The organism is Dactylosporangium cerinum, assembly GCF_042653625.1.
Classification (GTDB): domain Bacteria; phylum Actinomycetota; class Actinomycetes; order Mycobacteriales; family Micromonosporaceae; genus Dactylosporangium; species Dactylosporangium cerinum.
On record NZ_JBHSIU010000160.1, the window covers coordinates 1 to 510 of the forward strand.

1 protein-coding gene is annotated in these 510 nt (G+C 64.5%); it reads left to right on the top strand.

All coding sequences use genetic code 11. The annotated features are described in order from the left end of the window. Positions 1-168: 168 nt before the first annotated feature. A partial coding sequence (locus ACFPIJ_RS64510; protein WP_465252358.1) for an ABC transporter permease family protein occupies positions 169-510 on the top strand: 342 nt, incomplete at its 3' end.

Genomic DNA, 510 nt, shown 5'->3' on the forward strand with positions numbered 1-510 from the left:
CGGTGGTGGCCCGGCCGGTTCCACCACGACGTTCGCGGTGGCGGTGTATGACACCGCGTTCAAGGCGTTCGACCTGGGTAAGGCCAGCGCGTTGGGTGCGTTGTGGCTGGTGCTGATCCTGGTCCTGGTCGTGGTGTACGTGCGGGTCTCCGAGCGTGGTGAGCCGGCATGAGACGGCTGTTCGCCCCCGCCACCACGGTTGCGTTGATCGGGATCTTCGCGTTCGGGCCGGTGTACTGGGTGCTGGTCACCGCGCTGACGCCGACGCATGACGTGTTCCGGTTCCCGCCGCATTTCATTCCCGACCGGGTCACGTTCGAGCATTTCACCGCGATCTTCGACAACCCGAAGCTGTTGCGGTACCTGACGAACAGCCTGATCGTGTCGACGGTGACCGCGGTGCTGACCGTGATCGTCGCCGCGTACACCGGGTATTCGTTTGCGAAGTTCCGGTATCGGGGCCGCCGGTCGTTGATGTATCTGGTCCTCGCCTCGCAGATGTTCCCGCAG